This window comes from Desulfovermiculus halophilus DSM 18834, from assembly GCF_000620765.1.
GTDB classification, from domain to species: domain Bacteria; phylum Desulfobacterota; class Desulfovibrionia; order Desulfovibrionales; family Desulfothermaceae; genus Desulfovermiculus; species Desulfovermiculus halophilus.
Map to the genome: position 1 here is coordinate 1 of NZ_JIAK01000026.1, position 18,190 is coordinate 18,190.

The 18,190-nt window shown below is 60.1% G+C and carries 20 protein-coding genes; 14 read left to right on the forward strand and 6 right to left on the reverse strand.

Features of this window, described 5'->3' with window-relative positions; all coding sequences use genetic code 11:
* The coding region (locus tag N902_RS17635) for a helix-turn-helix domain containing protein (RefSeq protein WP_034622438.1) at nucleotides 1–265 on the reverse strand (265 nt) is incomplete at its 3' end.
* Between the two features lie 56 nt (nucleotides 266–321).
* On the opposite strand from N902_RS17635, the gene N902_RS17640 reads away from it, so the two are divergent.
* From N902_RS17640 to N902_RS0111805, 10 genes are all read left to right on the forward strand, one after another.
* Nucleotides 322–2,082, forward strand: a complete 1,761-nt coding sequence (locus tag N902_RS17640) for a 7-cyano-7-deazaguanine synthase (RefSeq protein ID WP_244147417.1) — start codon at nucleotides 322–324, stop codon at nucleotides 2,080–2,082.
* 173 nt (nucleotides 2,083–2,255) lie between these two features.
* The gene (locus N902_RS0111765; RefSeq protein WP_027371093.1) at nucleotides 2,256–2,582 is read left to right on the forward strand and encodes a hypothetical protein; all 327 of its coding nucleotides are present in this window, start codon (nucleotides 2,256–2,258) and stop codon (nucleotides 2,580–2,582) included.
* 195 nt (nucleotides 2,583–2,777) lie between these two features.
* Nucleotides 2,778–3,362: a sigma-70 family RNA polymerase sigma factor gene (locus N902_RS0111770; protein WP_027371094.1), complete on the forward strand. Its 585-nt coding sequence runs from the start codon at nucleotides 2,778–2,780 to the stop codon at nucleotides 3,360–3,362.
* A 104-nt stretch (nucleotides 3,363–3,466) separates the two neighbouring features.
* Entirely contained in the window at nucleotides 3,467–3,805 is a 339-nt protein-coding gene (locus N902_RS0111775; protein WP_027371095.1) for a hypothetical protein, read from the forward strand.
* On the forward strand, nucleotides 3,802–4,818 hold the full coding sequence (locus N902_RS0111780; protein ID WP_027371096.1) for a PD-(D/E)XK nuclease family protein: 1,017 nt from the start codon (nucleotides 3,802–3,804) through the stop codon (nucleotides 4,816–4,818). Before N902_RS0111775 ends, N902_RS0111780 begins: the two co-directional genes overlap by 4 nt.
* Before the next feature lie 26 nt (nucleotides 4,819–4,844).
* Entirely contained in the window at nucleotides 4,845–5,615 is a 771-nt protein-coding gene (locus N902_RS0111785; RefSeq protein WP_013219084.1) for an ATP-binding protein, read from the forward strand.
* Nucleotides 5,616–5,627: 12 nt separating this feature from the next.
* Nucleotides 5,628–6,101, forward strand: a complete 474-nt coding sequence (locus tag N902_RS0111790; RefSeq protein ID WP_013219083.1) for a DUF669 domain-containing protein — start codon at nucleotides 5,628–5,630, stop codon at nucleotides 6,099–6,101.
* Nucleotides 6,101–6,583, forward strand: coding sequence for an ERCC4 domain-containing protein (locus N902_RS0111795; protein ID WP_011367843.1), 483 nt, complete (start codon nucleotides 6,101–6,103; stop codon nucleotides 6,581–6,583). The genes N902_RS0111790 and N902_RS0111795 overlap by 1 nt, the downstream gene beginning before the upstream one ends.
* The gene (recD2, locus tag N902_RS0111800; RefSeq protein WP_027371097.1) at nucleotides 6,535–8,763 is read left to right on the forward strand and encodes an SF1B family DNA helicase RecD2; all 2,229 of its coding nucleotides are present in this window, start codon (nucleotides 6,535–6,537) and stop codon (nucleotides 8,761–8,763) included. The genes N902_RS0111795 and recD2 overlap by 49 nt, the downstream gene beginning before the upstream one ends.
* Before the next feature lie 2 nt (nucleotides 8,764–8,765).
* Nucleotides 8,766–12,074, forward strand: coding sequence for a CHC2 zinc finger domain-containing protein (locus N902_RS0111805; protein WP_244147418.1), 3,309 nt, complete (start codon nucleotides 8,766–8,768; stop codon nucleotides 12,072–12,074).
* A gap of 15 nt (nucleotides 12,075–12,089) precedes the next feature.
* Here the strand turns inward: N902_RS0111805 and N902_RS0111810 are convergent, their stop codons facing one another.
* Both N902_RS0111810 and N902_RS0111815 read right to left on the reverse strand, forming a co-directional pair.
* On the reverse strand, nucleotides 12,090–12,416 hold the full coding sequence (locus N902_RS0111810; protein WP_027371099.1) for a type II toxin-antitoxin system RelE/ParE family toxin: 327 nt from the start codon (nucleotides 12,414–12,416) through the stop codon (nucleotides 12,090–12,092).
* Nucleotides 12,416–12,691, reverse strand: coding sequence for a type II toxin-antitoxin system Phd/YefM family antitoxin (locus N902_RS0111815; RefSeq protein ID WP_027371100.1), 276 nt, complete (start codon nucleotides 12,689–12,691; stop codon nucleotides 12,416–12,418). The genes N902_RS0111810 and N902_RS0111815 overlap by 1 nt, the downstream gene beginning before the upstream one ends.
* Before the next feature lie 644 nt (nucleotides 12,692–13,335).
* On the opposite strand from N902_RS0111815, the gene N902_RS0111820 reads away from it, so the two are divergent.
* The gene (locus tag N902_RS0111820; RefSeq protein WP_027371101.1) at nucleotides 13,336–14,106 is read left to right on the forward strand and encodes a hypothetical protein; all 771 of its coding nucleotides are present in this window, start codon (nucleotides 13,336–13,338) and stop codon (nucleotides 14,104–14,106) included.
* Nucleotides 14,107–14,455: 349 nt separating this feature from the next.
* Here the strand turns inward: N902_RS0111820 and N902_RS0111825 are convergent, their stop codons facing one another.
* Genes N902_RS0111825 through N902_RS0111835 form a run of 3 tightly spaced genes read right to left on the reverse strand, consistent with a single transcriptional unit; the run spans nucleotide 14,456 to nucleotide 15,953 of the window.
* A complete protein-coding gene (locus N902_RS0111825; protein WP_027371102.1) occupies nucleotides 14,456–15,370 on the reverse strand; it encodes a tyrosine-type recombinase/integrase in 915 nt (304 codons plus the stop codon).
* A complete protein-coding gene (locus N902_RS0111830) occupies nucleotides 15,351–15,725 on the reverse strand; it encodes a hypothetical protein (RefSeq protein WP_027371103.1) in 375 nt (124 codons plus the stop codon). The genes N902_RS0111825 and N902_RS0111830 overlap by 20 nt, the downstream gene beginning before the upstream one ends.
* A 33-nt stretch (nucleotides 15,726–15,758) precedes the next feature.
* Nucleotides 15,759–15,953, reverse strand: a complete 195-nt coding sequence (locus N902_RS0111835) for a hypothetical protein (RefSeq protein WP_027371104.1) — start codon at nucleotides 15,951–15,953, stop codon at nucleotides 15,759–15,761.
* Between the two features lie 140 nt (nucleotides 15,954–16,093).
* On the opposite strand from N902_RS0111835, the gene N902_RS0111840 reads away from it, so the two are divergent.
* Genes N902_RS0111840 through N902_RS0111850 form a run of 3 tightly spaced genes read left to right on the forward strand, consistent with a single transcriptional unit; the run spans nucleotide 16,094 to nucleotide 18,164 of the window.
* The gene (locus N902_RS0111840) at nucleotides 16,094–16,351 is read left to right on the forward strand and encodes a hypothetical protein (protein ID WP_027371105.1); all 258 of its coding nucleotides are present in this window, start codon (nucleotides 16,094–16,096) and stop codon (nucleotides 16,349–16,351) included.
* An 11-nt stretch (nucleotides 16,352–16,362) separates the two neighbouring features.
* Entirely contained in the window at nucleotides 16,363–16,641 is a 279-nt protein-coding gene (locus N902_RS0111845; protein WP_011366961.1) for a hypothetical protein, read from the forward strand.
* Nucleotides 16,641–18,164, forward strand: a complete 1,524-nt coding sequence (locus N902_RS0111850) for a terminase large subunit domain-containing protein (protein WP_027371106.1) — start codon at nucleotides 16,641–16,643, stop codon at nucleotides 18,162–18,164. The genes N902_RS0111845 and N902_RS0111850 overlap by 1 nt, the downstream gene beginning before the upstream one ends.
* The last annotated feature ends 26 nt before the right edge of the window (nucleotides 18,165–18,190 follow it).

Consider the following 18,190-nt stretch of genomic DNA (forward strand, 5'->3'; position numbering starts at 1 on the left):
GTCCGGGGCCAAATGCAGGGTTGTCATTCCATACCTGCAGGATGGCTGATTCCTGCTCAGGGGTTATTTCCTTTTCCCCTCGGCCTGACCGACGGGGCTGATGCTCGAGAAACGCTTCTTCACCAAGCTCCTTGAGCTGTCTTTTCCACTCATAGACCGTGGTGTAGTGGACCCCAGCTACCTTGGCTGCTTCCTTGGGTCCGATCTGTTTGGCGTGTTTCAGGATAGTAAGTTTTTGTGCTTGACTAAATTGCTTGTTGCCCATGACACTTTCTCCTCTGGTTTAAGCCGGGAGAAAGTGTTACCCTGATTCAAGCCATTTTGTCCGGATTTTTATTACCAAAAACATTTAGCAAGTTGAAAGACGCTCCATCTTTTCAGGGCTACCTAAATTTCAACGATGACGGGAGAAGTTTCGGTTATCCGAAACAGGTGGTCATGTTTTCAGGTGGGCTGGATTCGCTGGCAGGTGCCGTCGACGAAGTGTTGAATGAAAAACGGAAGGTCGTCCTGGTCACTCACAAGTCAACCCCGAAACTCAACAAGCGCCATCGCCGACTGGAAAAGATGATTGCCGACAAGGCTGGGGAAAACGCTCCGCTACATATCGGCGTTCGCGTCAACAAGAACAAAGGACTGAACTACGAGTACACCCAGCGGAGCCGCTCCTTCCTGTATGTGTCTATTGGGGCGACCATCGCAAGGATGCTTAACCTAAAGAGTGTCCGCTTCTATGAGAACGGTGTCATCAGTCTGAATCTTCCGGTCTGTGCTCAGGTGGTCGGCAGCCGGGCCACACGCACTACTCATCCAAGAGTGATCCAGGGATTTCAGAAAATCATCAGTCTGGTGGCTGGCGAGCCGTTTACGATTGAGAATCCTTACATTTGGAAGACCAAGGCCGATGTCGTCGAGGTCATTACCAAGGCTGGTTGCCAGGACATGATCGCGGCATCGACCACCTGCACGCATACCTGGGAAATGACCAAAGATCGTACCCACTGCGGAACCTGCTCCCAGTGCATCGACCGACGGTTTGCCATGATTGCGGCCAAGGCCGATCAGTACGATCCGGTCGCGGCTTATAAGACCGACATTTTTACCCAAGGCAGAAATAAAGACGAAGATAAGATAATGGCAGCCGCCTACCTGGAAAGAGCCAACCAGGTTTGCAATCAGGATGATATCGCCCAGTTCATGGCCAGATTCAGTGAAGTAAGCAGGGTCTTCCGTTACATGGATGAAAATCCAGGGAGTGTGGCTCAAAAGGTATATGACCTCTATAAGCGGCACGCAAAAGAGGTCTGCGATGCGATGAAAACAATGATCGCCAGAAATATAACGGCTATCCTTCAGCGCACGTTGCCTGGAGATTGTCTGCTGCGGACAATGTATGAGTCAGGATCAGTTATCTCCGTTCCGGCCGTTGAACTGGCAATTGAACAACCGGCAAACTATTTCCGTCGACGTGGTGACGTTTGGGAAGTCAGATTTAACAAAGGAGAGCCCATCAAGCTGATAACTGCAAATAAAGGTTCTCAGTATCTCAGCTATCTACTGTCACACCCGAATCAGCCAATTCCTGTAGCCGAGCTTGTTTGCGGCTCTTTTTATGATCCATCCAATGGGATTTTTTCGGCTGGCGAAATCGATGGCGAGGACATTGGAGATGGCTACCAGATAACTCAAGGAATTCCCCTTACTGATGCGGGCGTCATTATCGATGCAAAAGCCAGAGAACAATATCGAGAAAGGATTTCGGAATTATTACAGGACATCGATGAGGCCCGCAATACAGGCAACAAGGAAAAAGAAGAAGAACTTAGGGATGAAATGACGGTGATCGCCTGCGCATTAAATGGCTCAAAGGCAAGGGGTGGAAAACCAAGGACTTTAGGTGACAAAAGGAAAAACGTGAAGGACTCTTTCCGTATAGCTGTAAAGCGTGCCATCGGAAAAATTTCTGAATACGACAGTCCTCTTGGTCAGCATCTTGACTCAAGCATCAAGTTTGGAAACGAGCCTGTTTACAGCCCTGAAGAGGAGATCGTTTGGGAGGTCCGCCCGATAGTCAACGAATGACCCGGGACCACCCAGGAAGAAAAAACTAAAAAATATTTCCGCTACGCCAAATGTAGCCATTGCGACGCCGGATGTAGCGCCTTCCCCAATGAAGGCGCGATCCGGCGTTTTTTATTGGTCAACACAGGGTTGGCCACCGGGCGTGCCAGAACTTCCGAACAAGGAGACTGGCAGTGGCACAAGTCAACAAAGCACACCTCACCCCACCGAAGCGGCGACTCATCGAGCTGATGCAGGACATCAACTTCGGCCGCATCACCAACATTCCGGTCCGCGACGGCGAGCCGGAACTCACCCCCGACACGGTCATCGAGCGCGAGATCAAGCTGGGCGGACAGAGCGGTCCCCGGCCCGAGCGCGACCAGGATGACTTCATCCTCAAGCAAGAGGTCGTGGCGCTGCTGGAGCACCTCGCGCAGATGGGCAGTGGAAAAGTCTGCCTGCTCGAAATCAAGCACGGTCTCCCGTTCCTGATTCGCATCGAGGAACGGGCAGCCTGAACACGTAACGACCTGAACCCTTAGACACTGGACAACAAGCTGGACGCATGGCGGAGGCTGTTGTGGGTGTCGCCGAGCCGAATACGGCAATTGGCGGCGTACCTGCGACCCCTTCGCCCACGCGACAGCTTTGTCCTGTGATCTGGCCCGTGCCGACACCCACGCGGACCTCCTCCTCGCTCCGAGGAGGCCCCGATGGTTTCTCAGAATTCTTACGACGGCATCGACAAGTATGCCGCCGACCTCATTCGGCACAAAGCACGTCAACTCGTAGGCAAGGCCGGATTCACCGAGGACGACAGACCCGACCTCGAACAGGAACTGATGATCGATCTGCTGCAGCGGATGCGGCATTTCAATCCCGCAAAGGCCAAGAAGACCACCTTCATGGCCCGGATCGTCGAACGTCACATCTCCACCATTCTGGAGGCCCGGTTCGCCCAATGCCGGGACTGGCGGCTCTGCCAAACCTCGCTCAACGAACCCCTCGACAACGGTGAAGGCGACACCACCGAGCGGATCGACTTCCTGGACAGCGAAGGCTCTCTGGGAAGCGGCACCCGCGAGACAAGGGAGCGCCTCGCCCATGAGATCCGCATGGATCTCGACCGGGCCATCGCCTCGCTGCCGGAAGAGCTCCGGGATCTGTGCGTGCGCCTGCACGACAGCACCATGGCCGAAGTCGCCCGAGAGATAGGCATTCCCAGAACCACCCTCTACGAGCGGCTGAGCAAGCTGCGGGACGCGTTCAGCGAGGCTGGCCTGACCGACTACCTGTGATCTCCGACGCATCGACTCCGGCTCCGGTAAGTAAGCACCGTGCCGCATGATGCGGCTATCCGGGGCCTCGGAAATCAAAACCTGAACAAAAGAGGAGTTCAACCATGACTCACGACACCTACAAGTACCGTTTTGACGAGTCGGTCCCGGCCCAGGAACTGGAAGACACTTTCATGCTGGCGATGCTGGCCGTCGAAAGCCTGCATGGCCGTTCCCGTGTGCGGATGGAGAGCCGGTTCAATCTGGACAAGGCCCGCCGCACCTGCGTGATCGACGCCTCCACCGATGTCGGCAGCGACCTCGCCCGCATCTTCACCGGCTTCGCCACCAAGGAGTACGGCGAACGTTCGGTCCTGATCGAACGTACCCAGCCGTCAGGTTGCGCCTGTGCCTCAAAGCATCGCGCAGCGCCCGCCGCTGCAGCAGCGGGGGTGGCGTTATGAGCGAGCTGATGACCACCACCTATTCCATGTGGCGGCTGTTCCGCAACTGCCGCATGGCCTGCAAGTGGCGCTACATCGACGAGCTGGTGCCGCTCGAACGCGACCCCAATCTGGCCTTCGGCTCGGTCATTCACGACTGCCTGGAGTGCTGGCACGGCGAGCGGGATCTGGCCAAGGTCCTCGACCACATCGACCGGACCTATCCGAACCGAGCGCAGGACGATCATCAACAGGCCGACTGGCATCTCGCCCGAGCCATGATGAGCGCCTATGCGGAACACTATCCGGCTGAAGCGTTCGAGGTCGTCGCGCTTGAGAAGACCTTCGAAGGTCCCATCGTCAACCCGGCGACCGGGGCGACCTCACGCAGTTTCATTCTCGCCGGGAAGGTGGACGGCATCGTCCGTCAGGATGGCCAGTATTTCCTGCTGGAACACAAAACCGCCTCGCAGATCGACGCCAGCTACCTGGAGCGGCTGTGGACCGATTTCCAGATCATCCTCTACGCCTGGTACCTGGAGCAGACCCTCGGCATCACGGTCAGCGGCATCATCTACAACGTCCTGGTCAAGGCCAAATTGCGCCAGGGAAAAGGTGAGACCGAAGCCGAATTCGAAGCCCGCCGGGCGGAGCTGATTGCCAAGTCGAAAACCGGCAAGAGCAGCGCCAAGCGCAAGCTGGCGGAGGACGACGACACCTTTCAGCAGCGGCTCCAGGAGAAGTACCTCGAGCCGGGCATGTTCCATCGCGAGGTGCTCTACATCTCCCGCGACCAGTTCGAGGAACTGCGGGCGGAGCTGTGGGAGCTCTCCAAGGCCATGCTCGACGCCCGTCGGCGCAACACCTTCTACCGCAACACCAGCTACTGCTTCCAGTACGGACGGCCCTGCGCCTACTTCCAGCTCTGCCGCTCGGGCGGCAACCCCAACGTCATCGAAAACCATTTCCAACGGATCGCCCCGCACGAAGAGCTGCGGGACGGAGCCGGTGAAGACGCCGCTCCGGTGTTTTGAAATCCCAACCATAAGGAGACGAAGCCATGCTTCCCAAGACCAAAAGCAAACCCAAACACACGCTCTCGGACCTCACCGCCCTGGTGTACGGCCCGAGCAAGATCGGCAAGAGCACCTGGTGCTCCAAGGCCGATGACGCACTGTTCCTGGCGACCGAGCCGGGCCTGAACGCCCTGGAGGTGTTTCAGACCCCGATCACCTGCTGGGACGACCTTCTGCAGGCCTGCGCCGAAATCGCCGAGGGCAAGCACGAGTTCAAGACCATCGTCGTCGACACGGTGGATAACGCCTACAAGATGTGCTCGGACTACGTCTGCAAGAAATTCAAGATCGAGCACGAATCCGACCTGGGCTACGGCAAGGGCTACGCGCTGATCAACAACGAGTTCCAGCGCGTCATCAACAAGCTCGCGTTCCTGCCCTACGGGCTGATCCTGATTTCCCACTCCCAGGAGCGGGACATCGAGACCCGGACCGGCAAACACACCCGCATCGTGCCGACGCTGCCGGAAAAGGCGCGGAAGCTGGTCACCGGTCTGGTGGACCTGATCCTGTTCTGCGACCTGGACATGAAAACCGGCGAGGACGGCAAGCCGGTCTGGCAACGCGTGATGCGCACCAAGCCCAGTCCCAACTACGACGCTGGTGACCGCACCGGCCGACTCCCCGAAGTCATCCCCCTCGATTTTTCGAGCTTCGTTAAAGCCTTCAACAACACGGCAGCCGGAGCTGCGGCGAGTGCCGCCCGGCCGAAGCCGGAGCCGACCGCGAGTGCGGCGGCGAAACCTCAACAGTAAGGAGATCCGACCATGGAACACTACGAAAACCAATCCAGCAGCAACCTCGACCTGGCGCAGTTCGACGACGCCTTTGAAACCGCCGAAGTCGAGGAACGTGAGTTCGAGGCCGTCCCCGACGGCAAGTACCAGGTCAACGTCGACCGGGTCGAACTGACCCGCGCCCAGACCTCGGGCAATCCCATGCTCAAATGGACTCTGCGCATTCTCGCGCCGACCCACAAGGGTCGTCTGCTCTGGCGCAACAACGTCATGGCCAGCAACGAGAACATCAAGTGGCTCAAGCAGGACCTCTACACCTGCGGGCTGCAGCTTCAGAAGCTCTCCGACCTGCCGGGCCACCTCGAGCAGCTTCTCAACATCAAGCTGGAGGTGACCAAGCGCACTCGCGGTGAAAACGAGAACATCTACTTCAACCGTCGCATTGTCATGGCCGATGATGCCGGGGCTCCCGGCGCGGCGATGGACGACATGATCCCGTTCTGATGATGGACCGGATCACCGTTGTCGTCGACACCCGCGAACAGGAGCCCTACAGCTTCGATACAGACAAGGTTTCGGCAGTTCGCAAAGCGCTGCCCGCCGGTGATTACTCACTGGTCGGCCTCGAGGAACGGGTGGCGGTGGAGCGTAAATCCCTGACGGATTTCGTCTCCACCGTCATCCGGGGGCGAAAGCGGTTCCACCGCGAGTTGGAAAAGCTCTCTGCCTACGAATCCGCCTGCGTGGTTGTCGAGTGCAACTTTCGCGATCTGGTCGACGGCCGCTACCGCAGCGATGCCCACCCGCACGCGCTGATCGGAACGGTCGCCTCCATCGTCGTCGACTTCGGTGTCCCCGTCTACTTCTGCTCGGACCGGCAGGCCGCCTGCCGTTTTGTCGAGGAGTACCTGACACGTTTTCACCGGAGGATCGCGAGATGCCAAAAAGAAATGAGAGTAACCCGGCGCGACTCCGGGGAAGAATAGAGCGCGTTTACTATGCCGGACCCAAGTTCTCCGCAGGCCGACTGCTCACCCCGACCGGTGAGGAAGTCCAGTTCGCGGGCAATTTGTTCGCCCGGGAAAATCAGCCTGTGGTCCTGCTCGGGTCGTGGGCCACCCATCCCAAATACGGCCGTCAGTTCAAGGTCGACGGGATGGAGCACGACCTCGAACTCGATCCGGAGGGGCTGATCCACTATCTGGCCAACCATCCGGAGATCAAGGGCATTGGTCCGGCCAAGGCCAGATTGATCGTCGAGAGTTTCGGCGACGCCTTTGAAGAAACCCTTCTGAACGACCCCGAGCGCATCGCGCTCAAAGCTCGGCTGCCCCTGGAGGCGGCCAAGCGGCTGCGTGACGAATGGTTGAAGAACCGCAGCGTCAACGCCGTCATGGCCTGGCTGTCGGCATTCGGTCTGACCCATCATCAGGTCACCACCCTGGTAGAAAGGCTCGGCGGCAACTGCCTCGATATCCTGAAGGAAGACCCGTACATCCTCATTCGGGAGATCCGGGGATTCGGCTTCAAGAAGGTCGACAAGATCGCCCGCAAGCTGGGCACCCCCAAGGACCACACCCCTCGTATCCGCGCTGGGTTAAATTTCTGCGTCCGTGAAGCCCTGGACAATGGTCACTGCTGGATCGAATACGAGGATCTGGTGGATCAGGCCAACCTGCTGCTGGTCATGGATGCCTTGGACAGCCGGGTCCGTATCGAGAGCGCCCTCGACGCGCTCATCGAAGAACAGGCGCTTTCCTGCGATTCCCACGGCGGACGTTTCGTGGTCGCTCTGCCGGAGATCGTCCGCATGGAGCGGGAGCTGGCCTCGTTGTTCGGCCAGGCCGAAACACCCAACCCGCATTTCCAGTCCGTCAAGAAGCTCGATGCCCTGATTCGGCGCTGCGCGGCGACGCTGAACGAGAAGCAGCTCGAAGCGGTGCACTCGGCCCTCCACCACAGCATCAGCCTGATTTCGGGTGGAGCCGGTTCGGGCAAGAGCTACACCATTTCGGTCATCAACACTATCTGCGAGGAGAGCGACCTGGAGGTCGTGCTCGCCGCGCCGACCGGTAAGGCCGCCAAGCGCCTGGAGGAAGTCAGCGGTAGCAGCGGCACCACCATCCACCGTCTGCTCGGCTATGACGGCAAGGGTTTCTCGCGTAGCAAGGAGAACCCCATCGATGCCGATGTCCTGGTGGTCGACGAGTTTTCGATGGTCGATGTGCCCCTGGCATGGCACTTGTTCGAGGCGGTCGATCTGTCGCGGACCACGGTGCTGCTGGTCGGCGATCACAACCAACTTCCGCCGGTGGGACCCGGAAACATCCTACGCGATCTGATCCAGACACGCGCCATCCCCACAGTCATCCTCGACAAGGTCGTGCGTCAGGCGGGCGTCCTCAAGGAGAACTGCACCGCCGTTCTCAAGGGCGAGGTGCGCAAGACCAGCGAGGCGTCGGTGGGCGGATGCCGGGATTGGTATCTGGTGGATCAGTTCACCGACCCGATGGCGGCACGCTCGTTCCTGCTGGAGTTGTTTCAGGAGCGGCTCGACGCCCTGGGTTTCGACATCATCAAGGACGTGCAGGTGCTGACGCCGACCCACAAGGGACCGCTCGGCACCAAGGAATTGAACGAGGAACTGCAGCGGCTCATCCAGCGCAAACTCTGGAACACCGAAGTGCCGCCGGTCGCTATGGGCCGCCGCGCTCCGTTTCTCAAGCACGACAAGGTCATCCAGACCCGGAACAATTACGACCTGAATGTGATGAACGGTGCCATCGGCCATGTGGTCGATGTCCTCGCGAACGGCACCCTGGTCATCGACTTCGACGGCATGCCGGTGGAGATGGAAAAGGGTTCGCCCGACCTGCAGGATCTGCAGCTCGCCTATGCGCTCACCATCCACAAAACCCAGGGTTCCGAATTCCCCTGCGCCGTGGTGGTGGTCCACAAGGCACATTCCTTCATGCACCACCGCAATCTGCTCTACACCGGGGTGACTCGTGCCCGGCGCACCGCCATTGTCCTGGGTGACCATTGGGGCATCCAGAACTGCGCCAAGCGTTGCCAGGTGGATGACCGCCGGACCTTTATGCCCCTGTTCCTGGACGCCGCCCAACACGCGGAAGCCGATTTCGCCCGTGTCGCGGAGGCCGAATGAGTATGGGCGGAACGGATAACGTCAGGGAGTATTACCGGCTCGTCACCGAAATGGACATCGGTGACGTGGCCCGGGAACTCCTGCCGGGACGGATCACCCAGGAGACCGGCCAGCGCTTGATGTGCGACTGCCCCAACCATCAGAGCCAGTCACGCCTGTCGCTGCACGTGATGCTCGACAAGCAGGGCTGGTACTGCTTCGGCTGCGGAGTCGGCGGTGATGTGCTGCAGCTCGTGGAGTTCATTCAGACGGGCTCGGTCACCGCCGGGCAATCCGGCCCGATGCCGGACAGCCACCGCCAGGCCCGGGACTATCTCGCCAAAAAGGCGGGCTTGCCGCCGCTGTCGCGCTATGGCCTCAGCCAGGAGCGTCTGGCCCAGACAGAGGCCGACCGCGCCTTCGAACTGCGGGTCAAGGACGCGCTGACCTCGCTGGCCAGGCTTTACCACGCCAGACTCAAGGAGTCTCCGGAGGTCCTCGACTGGCTGAAATCCAAATACGCCCTGAGCGAGGAGACCATCGACGATCTCCTGATCGGCTACGCGGACAACGCGTCCGGCGCGGTCGCCCAACTGACCGGGGGTGAGGACGGTTTTTCCAAGCGGGAGCTCGCCGCCACCGGCGCTTTCCGTCCCACCAGCCAGGACGGCCTGACGCCATTTTTCGAGCGCCGCATCATCTTTCCCTACTGGAGCCGTGGCCGGGTAGTGTTCATGATCGGCCGCAAGACGCCGTGGACCCCGGACGTGGGCTGGGAGCAAGGGAAATACAAGAAACTGCCGGTTCATGACGAGCACCAGCGGCCCTACGTCGCCGACTTCATCAACAACGCGCTGCTGTTCAACGAGGACTGTCTGCTGGCCCGGCCCGGCAAGGTGATCATCACCGAGGGGGTGACCGATTGCCTGGCGCTGATGCAACTGGGCCTGCCCACCGTGTCGCCGGTCACCGTCCGCATCCGGGCCGCCGATTGGGAGCGCCTGATCCCCAAGCTGCGCGGCGTCGAAACCGTATACATCTGCCAGGACAACGAACTCTCCCAGGCCGGTCTCAAAGGGGCGCTGCAAACCGCCCGCACCCTGGCCGAACACAAGATCGACACCCGCCTGGTGACGCTGCCTCTGTCGGAGACACAGATCTCGGCCCGGCAGGAGCTGACCGAACGGTTCAGCCTGACGGCGAGCGTGGGGCCGAAGGAGCTGGCCAAGCTGCTGGCGGGGCGTTCCGCTCAGGAAATTCAGGCGGCCGAGACGCTTCTCGCCACCGCCAAGATCGACGTCAACGATTACATTGCCGCCGGGCATACCCGGGAGGATTTCGAACGTCTACTCGCCGAGGCCAGCACGCCCATCGAGTTCGGCGTGCGCTCGCTGCCCGAGGGCGCTGAAGAGGAGGAACGCAACCGCCTGCTCGAACCGATCCTGGGGGAGATTTCCGAGCAGTCGCCGCTGGAACAGTCCCGCCTGCTGAAGCTGGTGCAGGAGCGCATCGGCGGTGGCGTTTCGATGGCCACCCTGAAGGAACAAATCCGCGCCATCCAGAAGGACCGAAAGGTCGAGTTCCGCAACGAAAAGAAAAAGGCCAAGCGGATGTCCGGCGCGATGCCCGGATCATGCCGCGCCCGGGTTGACGAGGTGCTGATCGACACGGAACTGGAGAACGGCGCTCCCGACTACACCCTGACCGCCGAGGCCGCCTACGACTGGTTCACCGCCAACGGTGCCCAGTTCTTTCACACCCTGCAGGGCGAGCCGTTCATGTATTTCGACAACGCCATCTACTGGATGGATTCACCGGACCGGGGCCGCAAACGCCATTACGCGGCCATGCTCTACAAACACACGGGCATGGTGCCGACCACGGGCGGCGGACGGACATTTTTCGAGGTACTGCCCAGCCTGGCCATGATCCGTGGCCAGGTGCGCGACCATTTTTCCTGGCTGCACACGGATGTGGCCTCATACACCGTCTATTTCAACCTGAACAATCCGGAGCACGAGATCGCCAAGATCACCCCGGACGAAATTCAGATCATGAAGAACGGCGGCAACGAGGACGGCATCATTCTGGACGGCTCGCGCAAGATGAAGCCGCTGAAATTCCTGCCCGACGCCGACCTCGAAGAGGCGGACCGGCTCCTGGTCGATCTGCTGGTGGGCAACATGACCTGCCCGCAAGGAGATCGCTTTCTCATCCTTTCCTGGCTCTCCTGTTTCCTGCTGATCGACTTCGCCGGGACGCGGCCCATGACCCGCTTCGAGGGTTCGGCCGGATCAGGCAAGACCACCGCCAGCAAGATCACGTCGACGCTGCTTTACGGCGAGCCCCAGCACAAGAAGGCCACCGACGCCGCGAACTACACCGACGGCTCGCAGAACCCGCTCATCGTCCTCGACAACATCGAGGCCAAGCAGATGACCGAGGATCTGACCACCTTCATGCTGACCAGCATCACCGGCATCGCCAAGGAGAAACGCAAGAGCGGCACCGACAGCGAGACCATCACCGAGCGGACCAAGTGCCTGCTGAACACCACCGGCATCGAGCCGCTGTGCGGGGAGCTTTCGGAGATCCTGTCGAGGTCCTTCGTCATCAACTTCGACCTCGCCAACCAGGCCAGCGACTGCTTTCTGGAATCGGAGGTCATCTCCGCCATCCAGCAGAACCGGGATCTGATCATCTCGGCCATCATGAAGCGGACCAGCCATGTGCTGGCGATGATCCGGGACGGAGCCCAGAAGCAGGTCATGCGCCTGCTGCACCGAACCATGCCGACCCATGGCAAGCGCCGGTGCAACGATTATCTGAGCCTGATGTACCTGATGATGCTGGCCGGGTCCGAGGAACACGAAGTGACCACCGGACTCGAGGAGCTGAGCCCGCTGTTCATCGAGCAGATCCATTCTATCAACGACACCAGTCAGGAGATGGCGCGGGAGTCGAACCCCATTGCCACGGCGCTGGCGTCGCTTTTCCATGCCTACCGGAACGCGGTGGAGCTGGACGAGAAGGCCCGCTACGGCGAGGACGACCGGGCAAACCACGTGGTGGGGTTCATCGAACGCTACCAGGTGAGGTTCGAGAACGAGAACACCATGGAGCCGGTATCGGCGGGACGGCTGCTCGCGGCGCTGCGCAGGGTCGGCCGGGAATTCAACCTCGAGTTCGAATACAAGAAGCCCGCCCAGCTCGGTCGGCGCATCAGCAACGACCTGGACGTCATCCGGGACGCCGGGTTCGACATCGACCGGCATCGCAATGCCCACACCAAGAACTTCGAGTATTGGATCAGCGCGAACAGGTGGAAATGAAGGAAAACTGGAGAGTTATGCCTGTAATAGACGACGTTGTAGCAAGGTCTGCATATCACGGCGGCCGTCGGCAATCACCATGACATAGACATTTTCGGCCATGACTCGATAGATGATGCGGTAGGGTTTGAAAAATATCTCACGGTACTCGCGAAGCCCGATGGTCAGCAGTTCTTTTGGATAGGCTCCTCGCTCCGGGTTCTCGGAGAGGCTCGAAAAGGCTTTCTCTATTTGATCGAGAACGTAATCCGCTTTTCCCGGCGCGTCGTGGGATGCAATGTAGTCGTACAACTCCTCCAAATCCCGTGACGCATCGTCGGTCAGAAATATCTGGAAGGTCATCAGCGACTCTTGCTCCGGTCTCGAAGCCGCTGAACGACATCACCGGCGGGCTGGACCTTGCCTTCCTCGACCTGACGCGAGCCGAGTGCGAGAATCTTCAGAAGGGCCATGGTCTCCTGGGTTTGCTCATAGCTTTCGATGTCCTGCATCACGACCTTAGCTTCGCCATTCTGGGTGATGACCAGGGGTTCGCCTTGCCCCGACAGGTTACGCACGATTTCTGCGGCATGGGCCTTCAGGTAACTGATCGGTTTGATCTGACTCGATAGTTTCATAACCATCCTCCTTTCATGACCAAATATAGTCCGAAAACAGGTCAACTGTCAATCTGAAACGCCACGGGCAGTCCCAGTTGGGAACCGGAAAATCATTCAGGACGCTCTCGGGCGTCCTTTATTTTTGCGGTGGTGCGGTGGATGGCTGAAGCCTTTGCGGTGGATAACCACCGCACGCCAAACCCTTGCCAGATAAGGCTTTCATGCCTTTTGCGGTGGTTGCGGTGGTAAATCCAGAGGTCTTACCCCCTATGGGTAAAATTTTTTCAAAGTCACCCTCCGACAACAGGGCGACGTAAAAAAAGGTTCCAGCGCGAGAGACGTTCCCCAATTACCACCGCAACCACCGCACTCTCTCCTCTCTTTCTTTATAAATATCTAAAAACAAAGAACTAATAACCTCAAACAAGCTGCGGTGGGAAGGTGAAATTTACCACCGCACTACCACCGCAACCACCGCAGATATCCACCGCAGAGTCTGCCGGTTTTTCGAAAAACGTTTAGAGACCTCAAAAAACAGTTACAAAACGGCCTCTCGCTAAAAAAACGATTACAAACGAAAGCATCGGTCTGCCGTCACCTGGCCATGGGCTCCGGTAAGTAACGGGAAAAGCGATTAACCCGTATTTCTGGAGCCTGAAGCCATGAGCCTTCTGAAAACCATGATCAAGCACACCGCCGGTGGGCGGGAAGCCTCGGCAGGGTGTGAAACCCCATCATTACCACCGCAACCACCGCAGCCCGCCATCTATGTTTCCACCGGACTCGACGTCCACGAGATCGAAGACGCACGCGACTGGCCTGAAGATAGGGAGATCGACGGCACGCTGTGTCGCCGTCTGTCGCCTGAATACTTTGCCTGGCTACGTTCCCGCATGGTCACCGCCCAAACCGCGCACAAGGCCGGAAAGCTCCCCGAGGATGCCTGGAATACGCTGCGGCAGCGATTCAACGCCATGCAGGAACTGTCCATCCGGGAGTTCGGCAAGGAACACTTGCAGGAGGTCCTGCAGTCCTTTTCCCCGAAGAACTACCAGCCACCCGCGCTTCGTCCCGAGTCCCAGAAGAAACCCGTCGAAGTTCCAAGAAAGGACTGGATTTATCCCGGGAACCAAGCTTGGAAATGTAAGCAGCCGGTGACTTCCCAGGCTGTCGCCAAGGTCGACGCCATCCGTGAGGAGGCCATGGCCAAGGGCTGGTCCGAGGCACGCCTCTTTCAGAACCAGGGCCGATTCCGGTTTCCCTGCGGCGAGGACTACGGCCTGGTCTGTTTCGTCGATGGCGATCAGGAGATTGGCGAGGTCACCGAGCGTTCTATCGAAATTATCCACGGGCCGAAGTCCGGGCGTCCCAGCACGCTGCGGTTCTACAACCCGGACGTGCCGCAGCCGTGGATGAAGAAAGTGGAGGATTGAGCCGTGAAGAAAAAGAAGCGCTACGCCAACGCCAAGGATGTCCTGCCCGAGGAACTCTTCAAGCAGATCCAGAAGCACTACACCGGAATTCTCTGGGTTCCTGCACCGAGCCGCTTCTACCAGGAACGCCGCGACCTAGTGCTTGCCCTTCATCTGCAGGGGATCAGCAGCCAGGAGATCTCCAACCTCGCCGGAGTGACTACCCGCCGCGTCAACCAGATCATCGCCGCCGAACGAAAAAAATGCCGGGAGCAGTTTTTCGCGCAAGCCCCGGAGGGGGTGAGGCGCATGGAAGCGCCGAACAAAACAGGAGCAGCCGAGGCCGCTCCCATCGTCGGGTCCGGAAGGATCAAAGGCGTTCGAGGGCTTCCTCGAGCTGACCGTCCACGAGGTGGGTGTAGATCTGGGTGGTGGACACGTCCCGGTGCCCCAAGGCCCGCTGCACCACGAGCAGGTCATTGGTCGCGCCGTAGAGGTGGGTGGCGAAGGTATGCCGCAGCCCGTGCGGCGTCAGTTCCTTTTCGATCCCGGCCTTCCGCAGCCAGTGGGCGAGCCGGTTGGCGATCTGACGCTGGCAGAGTCTGCTGTCCCGGTTCGACAGGAACAGGGCTTCCATTTCCGGGCGGCCGCGTCGACGGCGCTCGGCCAGGTAGCGGCGTAGCAATGTGCGGAGGTCAGTCTTGATGAACTTGACCTGCGGCACATTCCCCTTGGCCCACACACGCAGATGCTTGGCGTCAAGGTCGATGTCATCCATGTCGAGTGCGGCCAGCTCGCCAAGCCTGATCCCGGTGCCCAGCAGCACCTCGATCATGGCGCGGTCACGCAGCGCGGAGAAGTCGGTCCGCCCCTTGAGCTCCTTGAGTAGGCGTTTCTTTTCGACGGCGGTCAGGAACACCGGCAGATTTCTCGGCAACCGATGCATGCGGATGGACCGGGCCGGATTGTCATCGACCACGCCAGCCTCGACAGCCCAGGCGAAAAAGGCCCGCACCGCCGCCTTCATCCGATGGAGCGACGCCGCCGAGCGTGGGCCGCGCCCGCTCTCGGTGACCGCCCCGGCGGAGAACACCTTGTCGAGGAGCCCGGCCGTGACCGCCCGGCAGACGATACCCGGGGCCAGCTCCCCGGCCACGCGGGCCACCAGGGCGAGGTCCCGGCGGTATGCGGCTATGGTCGCCGGGGAGCGTCCTTCGGCCGACAGGCGGGCACAGAACGCCTCTATCGCGCCCGTCAGGTCGAGGTCAGCCGTTCGGTTGCTCATCGCTGGACTCCTTCACCCGGCTGTGGCCCATGGGTGTGCTCTTGGGCAGCGGCAGCTCCTCGATGCGCCCCGACTCCCTGGCCCAGACCATCATCATGCGGAACACCCGGACGGTCTTGGCGACGGTGCGTTCGGCTCGCTCCTTGCCATCGGGGAGTTTGAGCAGCAGGTCGGACTTGTAGAACTTGCCGACCTGGGGGAGCCGGATCTCGGCGAGCTGGCGATCCGCGCCGAAGAAGGCCTCCACTACATCGAGGTCCTTCCGGTAGGTGTAGAGGGTCCGCTCTTTCTTTCCGGATTCCCGCAGGTAGCCGATGAAAGCCTCGGCGGCTTGATGCACGGTGCATTCGGTCATGTCGATGTCTCCTTTGTCGGTGGCCCGGTGTGTTCAGGACAGGAACTCGTCCAGCTCCCGCAGCAGTTCCTCGACGTGGCCGAGGGAACCGACGCTCGCCCAGGTGATGTCCGGCTGCTTCGCGTCCGCTTCGAGCTTGCCGCGAATGCCCTCTATCAGCCGGGCGATGTTCTCCTGCTTTTCTCGGTACGCCTTGAGTGCCTGCTGGCGGTTTTTGTCGTAGGTCATGGCCTGCCTCCGGTTCCGGTTTTCGTGGATGCGGGACCATCCCGCGTCACATCCAATGACGCTTCTATTTCGTTGGAAATCAAGTGTTTGCAGAGATCTTTCTGCATGTGCCCCAAACCCATAAACCAAAGGAGATCAACATGTTGAAGAAGACCCTCGAATGGACCATCCCGCTGGCCCTGGCCGGGATCATGACCGGCTGCGCCACCTACCGGCCTCCGGCCCAGATCCAGTCGGCGGTGGCCACCGTCAACCGCCACACGCCCGAGTATGTGACCGAGGCCAACAAGGCGCTGCGCGAGGTCGGCCACCCGGACGCCGAGCGCCTGACCGGTGTCGGCCTGCGCCTGCAGACCGCCGTGGACACCCTTGACCAGTGGGCCAACGGCTCGAACTAGGAGGCAGGCCAATGAAAGAGATCCTTCAGGAAAACAGCGATGCCGTCCGCCAGGCCGGTGAGGCCCTGGTTGAAATCGGCACCGAACTGGCGGCGGGACGGATCGAGAACGCCCTCGGCCGTCTGGAAGCGGCCCAGCAGCAATACCGGGCCTGGGCGGAGTTGGACCAGGCCATCATCGATATTCAGGAAGCTGTCCACGACCGGAAGAACACCCTGGCCGTGCAGCAGATCCTGACGGAACTGGTGGGCACCATCCTCGGCAGCGCCTTGAGGACAGGAATGCACTGATGGCGGTAACCGACAAGGAGCGCAAACTTGCGGCGACCCTGAGCGATCCCGTGTTGTGGGGGCAAGCCTACCTCTACAACCGGGATGGCTCAGGCCGCGACTATTGGCCGCATCAGGTGGAGGACCTGCGCTGCCCGGCCAAGAACATCATCCACCTCGACGGCCGGGACGTGGGCAAGTCCATCGTGCTCTCGACCGACGCGCTCCATTACGCCTTTACCACCCGGGGCGGCCAGGGCCTCATCGCGGCTCCGCACCAGGGGCACCTCGATACCATCATCGAAGAGATCGAGTTCCAGCTCGACACCAACCCGGATCTGATGAACAGCATTGCCCTGACCAAGTACGGCAAGCCCAAGATCCACCGCAAACCCTACTTCCGGCTGGAGTTCACCAACGGTTCGGTGCTCTATTTCCGCCCGGCCGGGGCCTATGGCGACGCCTTCCGGTCCTTGCACGTGGGCCGCGTCTGGGTCGATGAAGGAGCCTGGCTGACCGAACGGGCCTGGAAGGCGCTGCGCCAGTGCCTCAAGGCCGGGGGGACGCTACGCATCTACTCCACGCCCAACGGCCTGCGCGACACCACCTATTACCGGCTCACCTCGTCGGAGCAGTTCCATGTGTTCCGCTGGCCGTCCTGGCTCAACCCTCTTTGGACCGAAGATCGCGAGGCCGAACTGCTGGAGTTCTACGGCGGCCGCGACAGTTCCGGCTGGCAGCACGAGGTGGCCGGTGAACACGGCAAGCCTTCCTATGGGGCCTTCAATGTCGAGCAGTTCAACCTCTGTCGGCAGGATCTGCTGGAGTATCAGAAGATCGTCATCACCGATTCCGAGCTACGCGATTGCGACACCGAGGAAGCGGCCCACGACCGGCTGGAGATGCTGCTCAACCTCACTCCCCGCAGCGGGCAGTTCTGGGTCGGCGGCGACCTGGGCTACACCAACGACCCCACCGAGATCGTCGTATTTCAGGAGATGGAGGTCGGCGAGCGGACGCTGCTGAAGATGATCCTGCGCGTGCATCTTGAACACGTTTCCTATCCGCACATCGCCCAGATCATCGCGCTGCTGGAGCGTTACTACACCCCGGCTGGCATCGGCGTGGACAACGGCGGCAACGGCCTGGCCGTGGTTCAGGAACTGCTCACCCTGGACAAGTACAAAGGGCTGGAGCTGGAAGGCAGGCTCAAGGGATACGACTTCGGCGGCATGACCCGGCTGGCGGTGCGGGACGGAAAGGAAATCAAGAAGCGCACCAAGGAGCTGATGACCAGCCTCATCAACGGAGCACTACAGCGCAAGCAGCTCATTTTCCCCTCGGACGACCTGGAGGTGGAAGACCAGTTCACCACCCACACCTACACCCTGCGGGACGGCAAGATCATCTATTCCAAGGGCAACGACCACATCATCGACGCGGTGCGCTGCGCCATGCTGATCCGGGAGGAAGGCAACCTCGACCCGGTCGGCGAAGAGGTGGTCTCACTCAAGCCGGTGCTCACCAACCCGATTTTTATCTGAACCAGACAAATCGTTACCAGTTTTGT

Coding starts and splice junctions, on each gene's coding strand:
- N902_RS0111770 (WP_027371094.1), top strand. CDS start 2,778: ATGGTTTCTCAGAATTCTTACGACGGCATCGACAAGTATGCCGCCGAC.
- N902_RS0111775 (WP_027371095.1), top strand. CDS start 3,467: ATGACTCACGACACCTACAAGTACCGTTTTGACGAGTCGGTCCCGGCC.
- N902_RS0111780 (WP_027371096.1), top strand. CDS start 3,802: ATGAGCGAGCTGATGACCACCACCTATTCCATGTGGCGGCTGTTCCGC.
- N902_RS0111785 (WP_013219084.1), top strand. CDS start 4,845: ATGCTTCCCAAGACCAAAAGCAAACCCAAACACACGCTCTCGGACCTC.
- N902_RS0111790 (WP_013219083.1), top strand. CDS start 5,628: ATGGAACACTACGAAAACCAATCCAGCAGCAACCTCGACCTGGCGCAG.
- N902_RS0111795 (WP_011367843.1), top strand. CDS start 6,101: ATGATGGACCGGATCACCGTTGTCGTCGACACCCGCGAACAGGAGCCC.
- recD2 (WP_027371097.1), top strand. CDS start 6,535: ATGCCAAAAAGAAATGAGAGTAACCCGGCGCGACTCCGGGGAAGAATA.
- N902_RS0111805 (WP_244147418.1), top strand. CDS start 8,766: ATGGGCGGAACGGATAACGTCAGGGAGTATTACCGGCTCGTCACCGAA.
- N902_RS0111810 (WP_027371099.1), bottom strand. CDS start 12,416: ATGACCTTCCAGATATTTCTGACCGACGATGCGTCACGGGATTTGGAG.
- N902_RS0111815 (WP_027371100.1), bottom strand. CDS start 12,691: ATGAAACTATCGAGTCAGATCAAACCGATCAGTTACCTGAAGGCCCAT.
- N902_RS0111820 (WP_027371101.1), top strand. CDS start 13,336: ATGAGCCTTCTGAAAACCATGATCAAGCACACCGCCGGTGGGCGGGAA.
- N902_RS0111825 (WP_027371102.1), bottom strand. CDS start 15,370: ATGAGCAACCGAACGGCTGACCTCGACCTGACGGGCGCGATAGAGGCG.
- N902_RS0111830 (WP_027371103.1), bottom strand. CDS start 15,725: ATGACCGAATGCACCGTGCATCAAGCCGCCGAGGCTTTCATCGGCTAC.
- N902_RS0111835 (WP_027371104.1), bottom strand. CDS start 15,953: ATGACCTACGACAAAAACCGCCAGCAGGCACTCAAGGCGTACCGAGAA.
- N902_RS0111840 (WP_027371105.1), top strand. CDS start 16,094: ATGTTGAAGAAGACCCTCGAATGGACCATCCCGCTGGCCCTGGCCGGG.
- N902_RS0111845 (WP_011366961.1), top strand. CDS start 16,363: ATGAAAGAGATCCTTCAGGAAAACAGCGATGCCGTCCGCCAGGCCGGT.
- N902_RS0111850 (WP_027371106.1), top strand. CDS start 16,641: ATGGCGGTAACCGACAAGGAGCGCAAACTTGCGGCGACCCTGAGCGAT.